The sequence below is a fragment of the Spirillospora sp. NPDC049652 genome (assembly GCF_040675125.1).
Taxonomy (GTDB): Bacteria; Actinomycetota; Actinomycetes; order Streptosporangiales; family Streptosporangiaceae; genus Spirillospora.
Window position 1 is genome coordinate 1 of the sequence record NZ_JBFAOF010000310.1, and the last position, 7,410, is coordinate 7,410.

The 7,410-nt window shown below is 73.7% G+C and carries 11 protein-coding genes; 5 read left to right on the plus strand and 6 right to left on the minus strand.

Annotated features, from left to right (window positions below):
- Positions 1–567 (minus strand): ion channel (locus tag AB0J52_RS20340; RefSeq protein WP_500183164.1); only part of this gene is annotated, 567 nt, incomplete at its 3' end.
- A 97-nt stretch (positions 568–664) separates the two neighbouring features.
- Entirely contained in the window at positions 665–1,366 is a 702-nt protein-coding gene (npdG, locus tag AB0J52_RS20345) for an NADPH-dependent F420 reductase (RefSeq protein ID WP_500183165.1), read from the minus strand.
- Positions 1,367–1,462: 96 nt separating this feature from the next.
- Between npdG and AB0J52_RS20350 the strand changes: the two genes are divergently transcribed.
- On the plus strand, positions 1,463–2,050 hold the full coding sequence (locus AB0J52_RS20350) for a hypothetical protein (protein WP_500183166.1): 588 nt from the start codon (positions 1,463–1,465) through the stop codon (positions 2,048–2,050).
- Between the two features lie 86 nt (positions 2,051–2,136).
- On the opposite strand, the gene AB0J52_RS20355 is transcribed toward AB0J52_RS20350, so the two are convergent.
- The gene (locus AB0J52_RS20355; protein ID WP_500183167.1) at positions 2,137–2,319 is read right to left on the minus strand and encodes a hypothetical protein; all 183 of its coding nucleotides are present in this window, start codon (positions 2,317–2,319) and stop codon (positions 2,137–2,139) included.
- Positions 2,320–2,385: 66 nt separating this feature from the next.
- Between AB0J52_RS20355 and map the strand changes: the two genes are divergently transcribed.
- Both map and AB0J52_RS20365 read left to right on the plus strand, forming a co-directional pair.
- Positions 2,386–3,237 carry a type I methionyl aminopeptidase gene (map, locus tag AB0J52_RS20360; protein WP_500183168.1) on the plus strand — a complete coding sequence of 284 codons (852 nt, stop codon included), beginning with the start codon at positions 2,386–2,388 and terminating at the stop codon, positions 3,235–3,237.
- 158 nt (positions 3,238–3,395) lie between these two features.
- A complete protein-coding gene (locus AB0J52_RS20365; protein WP_500183169.1) occupies positions 3,396–4,019 on the plus strand; it encodes a ComEA family DNA-binding protein in 624 nt (207 codons plus the stop codon).
- Between the two features lie 57 nt (positions 4,020–4,076).
- Here AB0J52_RS20365 and AB0J52_RS20370 read toward each other — a convergent pair whose 3' ends face one another.
- Positions 4,077–4,700 carry an NAD(P)-dependent oxidoreductase gene (locus tag AB0J52_RS20370; RefSeq protein WP_500183170.1) on the minus strand — a complete coding sequence of 208 codons (624 nt, stop codon included), beginning with the start codon at positions 4,698–4,700 and terminating at the stop codon, positions 4,077–4,079.
- 81 nt (positions 4,701–4,781) lie between these two features.
- Here AB0J52_RS20370 and AB0J52_RS20375 point away from each other — a divergent pair, with 81 nt between their 5' ends.
- On the plus strand, positions 4,782–5,144 hold the full coding sequence (locus tag AB0J52_RS20375) for a winged helix-turn-helix transcriptional regulator (protein ID WP_500183171.1): 363 nt from the start codon (positions 4,782–4,784) through the stop codon (positions 5,142–5,144).
- A 136-nt stretch (positions 5,145–5,280) separates the two neighbouring features.
- Entirely contained in the window at positions 5,281–5,997 is a 717-nt protein-coding gene (locus AB0J52_RS20380; protein WP_500183172.1) for a metal-dependent hydrolase, read from the plus strand.
- Positions 5,998–6,033: 36 nt separating this feature from the next.
- Here AB0J52_RS20380 and AB0J52_RS20385 read toward each other — a convergent pair whose 3' ends face one another.
- Positions 6,034–6,630: a hypothetical protein gene (locus AB0J52_RS20385; protein ID WP_500183173.1), complete on the minus strand. Its 597-nt coding sequence runs from the start codon at positions 6,628–6,630 to the stop codon at positions 6,034–6,036.
- On the minus strand, positions 6,627–7,410 hold a 784-nt coding region (locus AB0J52_RS20390; RefSeq protein WP_500183174.1), incomplete at its 5' end, for a sensor histidine kinase. The genes AB0J52_RS20385 and AB0J52_RS20390, both read right to left, overlap by 4 nt.

The following is a 7,410-nucleotide window of genomic DNA, read 5'->3' on the forward strand; positions in this document are numbered from 1 at the left end:
CCGGCGGGTGGCGTCGCCGACGACGCCGACGACCCCGGCGGCGGTGGCCTCGGCGACCGCCGCCGGATCCGGGTCGACCACGACGATCTCGTGCGGCGATACGTCGTTGCGCAGCAGCGTCCGGACCGCGCTGCGGCCCTTGGTGCCGAACCCGGCCACCACGAAGTGGTCACGCACCCTGGCCCTCCAGCGCGCTCGCCGCCAGTCCTCGCGGGTGCGCTCGGCGAGCACCTCCAGCGTCGTCCCGACCAGGACGATCAGGAACAGCACCCGGACCGGCGTGATGATGACGGTGTTGACCAGCCGCGCCCCGGCGCTGACCGGGACGATGTCGCCGTAGCCGGTCGTGGAGACGGTCACGGTGGCGTAGTAGAGGCAGTCGAGCAGCGACATCCGGGAGCGGGCGCCGTCGCGGTAGCCGTCCCGGCCCGCGTAGACCAGGACGACCACGAGCAGCAGCAGCCCGACGGCGAGCGCGACGCGCCGCAGCACCGCGCGCATCGGCCCGAGCCGCCGCGACGGCAGCATGACCCGGACCGGCCGGACCGCCCTCTCCCCCACCTCCACGGAACGCAACCGTAGCAGCGCGAACGGTCACTTTCCGTGAGCGCCTCCGGCCTGGAGCCGCGTGGGCGGGAGCGCTCCGGAAAGGGCGGGAGGGGGATCAGACGTCGGTGACGCGCAGGCCCGCGTGCGCCTTGTACCGGCGGTTGATGGAGATCAGGTTCGCGGTGAACGCCTCGACCTGGTGGGCGTTGCGGAGCCGCCCGCCGTACACGCCGCGCATGCCGGGGATGCGCCCGGCGAGGGCCTGGACGATGTCGGTGGCCTCCCGGTCGTCGCCGAGCACCAGGACGTCCAGCTCGGTCTCGTCCACCTCGGGGTCGAGCAGCAGGACGGCCGAGACGTGGTGGAAGGCGGCGACGACCCGGGCGCCCTCGGTGTTCTGCAGCACGGCGGCGGCCTGCTGGGCGGCGCTGCCCTCCTCGACGGCGAGCGCGTGCGCGCCCTTCTTGTCGAAGCCGAGGGGGTTCACGCAGTCCACCACGATCTTGCCCGCGAGGGCGTCGCGCAGGGACTCCAGCAGGGCCTTGTGGCCCTCGTAGGGGACGGCGACGATCACGACGTCCGCCCCGGAGGCGGCCTCGGCGTTCGCGGCGCCCCGGATGCCGAGGTCCGCGCCGAGGTCGGCGGCGGCCGCCTCGGCCCGCTCGGCGCTGCGGGAGCCGATCGTGACCTTGTGCCCGGCGAGGGCGAACCGGCGGGCCAGGCCCTTGCCCTGGTCCCCGGTGCCGCCGAGGATCCCGATGCTCAGGCCGGACACGTCGGGCAGGTCGTGCGGGCTCTTCTTCGGCTGATCAGTCATGGCGACGAGTCTGCCAAACCCCCAGGACCGGGACGCGCGCGACCCGGCGCCCCGAAAACCGCACGTCCCGGCCGGGTCTGGGCCACGATGGAGTCCATGGACGCCGAGCACGTCATGATGCTGCGCGAGGTGCTGGCCGCGACCGGCTGGCTGGAGCGCACCGGGGAGTTCGGCCGGGCCCTGCGCGGCAGCGCGCGCACCCCCGGGGGGCTGCTGCTGGTGGGGACGCCCACCGGCGAGCCCTGGCACCTGGCCGCCCATCTGGACGACGAGAGCAGCCTGAACGCGCTGCCCGGGCTGTCCCCCACCCTCGTCCGCTGGTCGCCGCCGCCGGGCGCGCCCGCGCACCTGGCGGTCGGCCTGGACCGGATCGAGGCCGCCCGGCGCGGCGAGACGCTGCTCGTCGTCGCCGAGGACGAGGCGCCCGTCCCGCTCCTGGAGCGGGTCGACGACGCGCGGCGCGTCGGCGCGACCGTCCTCGCCCTGGACGGCGGCGACCGCGAGCTCCAGGGGCTCGCGCACGAGGCCCTGACCGTCCCGGCCGCCGACCCCCTGGTCACCTTCGACGGCGCCCAGCACCTGGTGAGCGCCGCCGCCGGGCAGGAGCCCGACCGGCGGCGGCGCGGCCTGCGCGACCGCCTGGCCCGCCTGCTGGACGCCGTCACCGGCCCCGTCGTCGGCTGACCGGGCGCCGGCCGGCGCCGACACGCCGGAACGCGCTCCCGGGAGCCCTGCCGGCGGCCTCGGCGGACGGCCTCGGCGGGCCCGCGTCAGTCGTCCTGGGCGTCCCAGGCCTCGTTGCGGGCCTTGGCCTCGGCCAGGGCGTTCCCCGCCTCCGCCTCGGAGGCGTACGGCCCCATGCGGTCCTTGTCGGGGCAGCCGGCGCCGTGCTCGACCCGCATGTGCTTCAGGCAGAACCACCAGGCGTTGTCGATGTCCTTCTTCGCGTCCATGTCGCCCTTCCTTTCGATCACGACCCTGGAGTCGTCCCCCGTCAGCGCTGACTACACTCGCTGAGCATGACGACCCACCTCCTCCGGCCCGGCCGCGTCTCGCCCATGCGCAAGGTACCCGCGAACATCCGACGTCCGGAGTACGTGGGGAAGAAGACCCCGAGGACGGGCGAGCCCGACGTCAAGACGCCCGAGGTCATCGAGCGGATGCGGGTGGCCGGGAAGATCGCCGCGCGGGCGCTGGAGGAGGTCGGCAAGCACGTCCGGCCCGGGATCACCACCGACGAGCTGGACGCGATCGGGCACGAGTACATGCTCGACCACGGGGCCTACCCGTCCACGCTCGGCTACCGCGGGTACCCCAAGTCGCTGTGCACCTCGATCAACGAGGTCATCTGCCACGGCATCCCGGACGACACCGAGCTGCGCGACGGCGACATCGTCAACGTGGACATCACGGCGTTCATCGACGGCGTGCACGGCGACACCGACGCGACGTTCCTGGTGGGGGACGTGGACGAGGAGTCGCGGCTGCTGGTCGAGCGCACCCACGAGGCCATGATGCGCGGCATCCGCGCCGCCCGCCCGGGACGCGCCATCAACGTGATCGGGCGGGTCATCGAGTCCTACGCCAAGCGGTTCGGCTACGGCGTGGTCCGCGACTTCACCGGGCACGGCATCGGCACCACGTTCCACTCGGGCCTGGTGATCCCGCACTACGACGACCCGGCCGCGACGACCGTGATCCAGCCCGGCATGACGTTCACGGTCGAGCCGATGCTGACCCTCGGCACGCACGAGTGGGACATGTGGCCGGACGGATGGACCGTCCTCACCAAGGACCGCAGGCGCACGGCCCAGTTCGAGCACACCATCCTGGTGACCGAAGGCGGCCATGAGATCCTGACCCTGCCCTAGCCGGATTCCGGGAAGCACGCCACAGAGGACGCCCCACAGGACGCCACCGCCGAGGCGTCCTCCGGCGGGCGTCCGGGAAGAGCTCCCTCATGACCGCTCCCGCACCGTTCGAACCGCCGCGAGTGCCCTCCGACAGCATGCCGCCGGGCAGAGCGGCGATGAGCGTCACGTGGGCGGCGCTGCCGTTCCTGTCGCTCGGGTACGCGACCCCGTTCACCTTCGCGGCCGCGGCGCTGTGGCGGCGCAAGATGCACCTGGTGTGGGCGACGACGGTGTACAGCGGGCTGTTCGCGGGCCTGATGCTGGTCGCGCCGGACATCCCGACCAGCGGCGGGGCGCAGCGGGCGGCGGGTGTGCTGATGTTCGTGCTGGCGATCGTGGGGTGCGCGCACGCGTTCCTGGTGCGGCGCCAGGTGTTCGACCCGGACGGGCTGTCGGGCGTCGGGAACGACATGGTGGTGGAGCGGGTGCGGCAGCAGCGGCTGCTGCGCGCCAAGGCCCGCGACCTGGCCGCGCGCGACCCGGGGCTCGCGCGGGAGCTGCGGATCGGCCGTCCCGACCTGCCCCGGCAGTACAACGACGGCGGCCTGGTGGACGTCAACCACGCCCCGGCGAGCGCGCTGACCATGCTGCCGGGGATCACGCCGGAGCTGGCCGGGCGGATCGAACGCGTCCGGGCGGAGACGGGAGGTTTCGTCTCCGCCGAGGAGTTGTCGGCCGTGGCGGGCCTGCCGCCCGGCATCACCGGCGAACTCTCCGAGTTCGCCGTTTTCATCCGGTGACGCCCGTGGCGGCGACGGCCCGGCCCCGCTCTCGGTCTCGGCCCCGGCCTCGGCTCGTCAGTAGGCGACCGTGATGCGGCGGCCCACGGCCTGCGGGTTCTCCAGCTCGTTCACCAGGGCGACGGCGTAGTCCTCGGCGCTGATGCGGCTGACGCCGTCGGCGTCGGCGAGCAGCTGGTCGCCGCCCACGCGGAACGTCCCGGTGCGCTCGCCCGGCCCGATCTCGGCGGCCGGGGAGATGTACGTCCAGTCGAGGTCGCCGGCCTCGGCGCGGACGGCGTCGAGGAGCGCGCCCTGCGCCAGCGCCTCGTTCTTGTAGAGGTCCGGGAAGTCCGGGGTGTCCACGAGGCGCTGCCCCGGCGCGACCTCCAGGCTGCCCGCGCCGCCGACGATCACCAAGCGCCTCACCCCCGCCGCCCGCGCGCCCGCGAGGACTCCGCGTCCGTCCGCGAGCAGGGGCTCGACGGGCTCCGAGCCGTCGCGCGGCGGGGCGACCGCCAGGACGATCGCGTCGTGCCCCCGGGCGAGTCCGGCGACGGCGTCCGCGTCCCGGGCCTCCGCCCTGGCCGTGCCGTCCCGGCCGCTCCGGGTCACGCCGGTGACCTCGTGCCCCCGCCGGCGCGCCTCGGCGGCGACGCGCGAACCGACCATTCCCGTGGATCCGATGAGCAGGATCTTCATGTCTGTCTCCGTTCGTCGAGAGTGCACGGTATCCATCGGATACTGGTTACTACAACGATCCATAGGTACCCTTGGGAAACCATGGAGGACTCCCCGCGTCCCGGCGACGCCTTCGACCCGGGCTGCCCGACCCGGACGGTGCTCGACCGCATCGGCGACAAGTGGTCGGTGCTGATCGTGCTGTCCCTGCTGGACGGACCGCGGCGCTTCACCCAGCTGCGCGACCGGATCGGCGGCGTCACCCCCAAGGTCCTTACCCACACGCTGCGCGGGATGGAACATGACGGCCTTCTCGTCCGCACGGTGTTCGCCGAGGTCCCGCCGCGCGTCGAGTACGAGCTGACCCCGCTCGGGCACTCGCTGCGCGAGCCGATCCAGGCCGTCACCGACTGGGCCGAGGCCAACGTCCGGAGGGTCATGGCGGCCCGGGAGGCCGGGTCGTGACAGAAGACGCCGTTCGGGTCATGCTGGCCTGAACGGACAGTCGCGACCTTCGGCGCGCCGTCCGCGAAAACGATCATTAGCGGGATAGTGTCCCGCCGTACCGAGCGAGACGGGACGGACGGGCGGGGATGCGCGCATGATGGGGCACACGCACGCGCTGAGCGGGGCACTGGTGTGGCTGGCGGCCGTCCCGCTGCTGGAGCGGACGGACCTGATGCAGCAGTTCGCCCTGCATCTGGACACCAAGCAGCTCGCCGCCGGCACGGTCGTGTCGGCGGGCGCGGCGCTGCTGCCCGACATCGACCACCACAACGGGCGCATCGCCAACACGCTCGGCCCGATCTCGCAGCACTTCTGCAAGTGGGTCGGGAAGCTGAGCGGGGGGCACCGCAACGCCACCCACTCGCTGCTGTTCGCGGTCGGGATGGGCTGGGGCGTGGACTGGCTCGCCACCCACCAGCACTACGCCTGGTGGGCGGTGCTGTTCATCATCGTCGGCTTCGGCCTGCGCGGCATCGGCCTGGACTTCAAGGGCCAGGAGCCGCAGTCCGCCCTGGCCGACTGCGCGCTCGCCGCCTTCGCCGTCTGGTGGATGCACGACCTGGACATGAGCTTCGTCGGCTGGGCGATAGGGATCGGCTGCGTCGCGCACGTGATCGGCGACTGCCTGACACCCCGGGGCTGCCCGGTGCTGTGGCCGATCCCCATGCGGGTCGAGCTGCCGGTCGTCCCCCGGACGAACGGCAAGGTCGAGCACATGGTGATCGTCCCGCTGCTGATCCTCGGCACGGTGATCCTGGCCATCCGGTCGGCGCTCGGCGACACCGCGACACAGTGGCTGAACAAGGGCTGAGCCGCGGACCCGGGCCGGCGGCGGGTCCGCCCTGGGTCAGCCCCGCGTCAGGTCGGCGAAGTCGTCGCAGGTGTAGCGGATCGCCATCTGCTTGAACAGCGCGTCCGTCTTCACGGCCAGCCGCGCCGCCGCCTTGGCCGGGCCGTCCTCCGGCAGGGCCGCCACGGAGATCGGATAGTCGAGCCGGACCATCCGGACGTTCGGGGCGGCGTTGGCGGTGCAGACGACCTGGGCGAGCACCAGCCGCGGCCAGCGCACGTTCGCCCGGTTCACCCGGACGGTCAGCAGGCCGCTCGTGTCCAGGCCGGTGGCGTCGGCCGTCAGCGTGACACCGGAAGGAACGAGCGTCCGGTAGCCCCGCTTCAGATCCTGGACGGGCGGCTCGACGGTGAGCTGCTGCAGGCCGAGGTAGGGCTCGTTCAGCAGGCCGGGCCGGGCCACCCGCACCAGCCCGCCCTGGCGCACCAGGTAGACGGCCACCTGGTTGGGCTGGGCGGTCACCCGGGGCGGGCCGCCCGCCCGGACCGGGTCGGTCGCGCGGACGCCGCACCCGGTCAGGGCCCCCGCCATGGCGAGAGCGACCAGCACGGCCGGGGCGCGCCGCCCGGCGAGGCGGCGGGGCGGTCTCCTCACTCGTCCTCCTCGTCCGCCGACGGCAGCCACAGGGTGAACACCGCGCCTCCGTCCGGGCCGTTGCCGACCCCCAGCATGCCCCCGTGCAGGCCGGCGTTCTCCAGCGCGATCGACAGGCCGAGCCCGCTGCCCTCGCTGCGGGACCGGGCGGCCTCGGCCTTGACGAACCGGTTGAAGACCAGCGGCAGCAGGTCCTCCGGGACGCCGGGGCCCGCGTCCGCCACCGTCAGCTCGACACCGCCCGCCTCGCGCCGGAACTCCACCGTCACCGGGGGCCGGCCGTGCCGCAGCGCGTTGCCGACCAGGTTCGCGACGATCACGTCCAGCCGCCGCGGATCGAGGCGGACGACCAGGTCCGCGGGGCCGGCGACCGCGACCTCGCCGGTCCAGCCGCGCGCGTCCAGGGTCCCGGCGACGGCGTCGGCGAACACCACGTCGTCCAGGACGAGCGCGGCCGCGCCCGCGTCGAACCGGCTGATCTCGATGAGGTGCCCGACCAGGTCGCCGAGCCGCCGGGTCTCGGTCGCGATCAGCCGGGCGCCCTCGTCGCCGTCCTCGGCGAGCACCTCGGTCAGCGCGACCATCGAGGTCAGCGGCGTGCGCAGCTCGTGCGAGACGTCCGCGACGAACCGGCGGGACGCGGCGTCCTTGGCGCGCAGCTCGCCGACCATCCGCTCCAGCTGCTCGGCCGTCCGGTTGAACGTGCGGGCGAGGTCGGTCAGCTCGTCCCGGCCGCGCTCGCCGATCCGGGTGGAGAAGTCGCCCTCGCCGAGCGCGCGG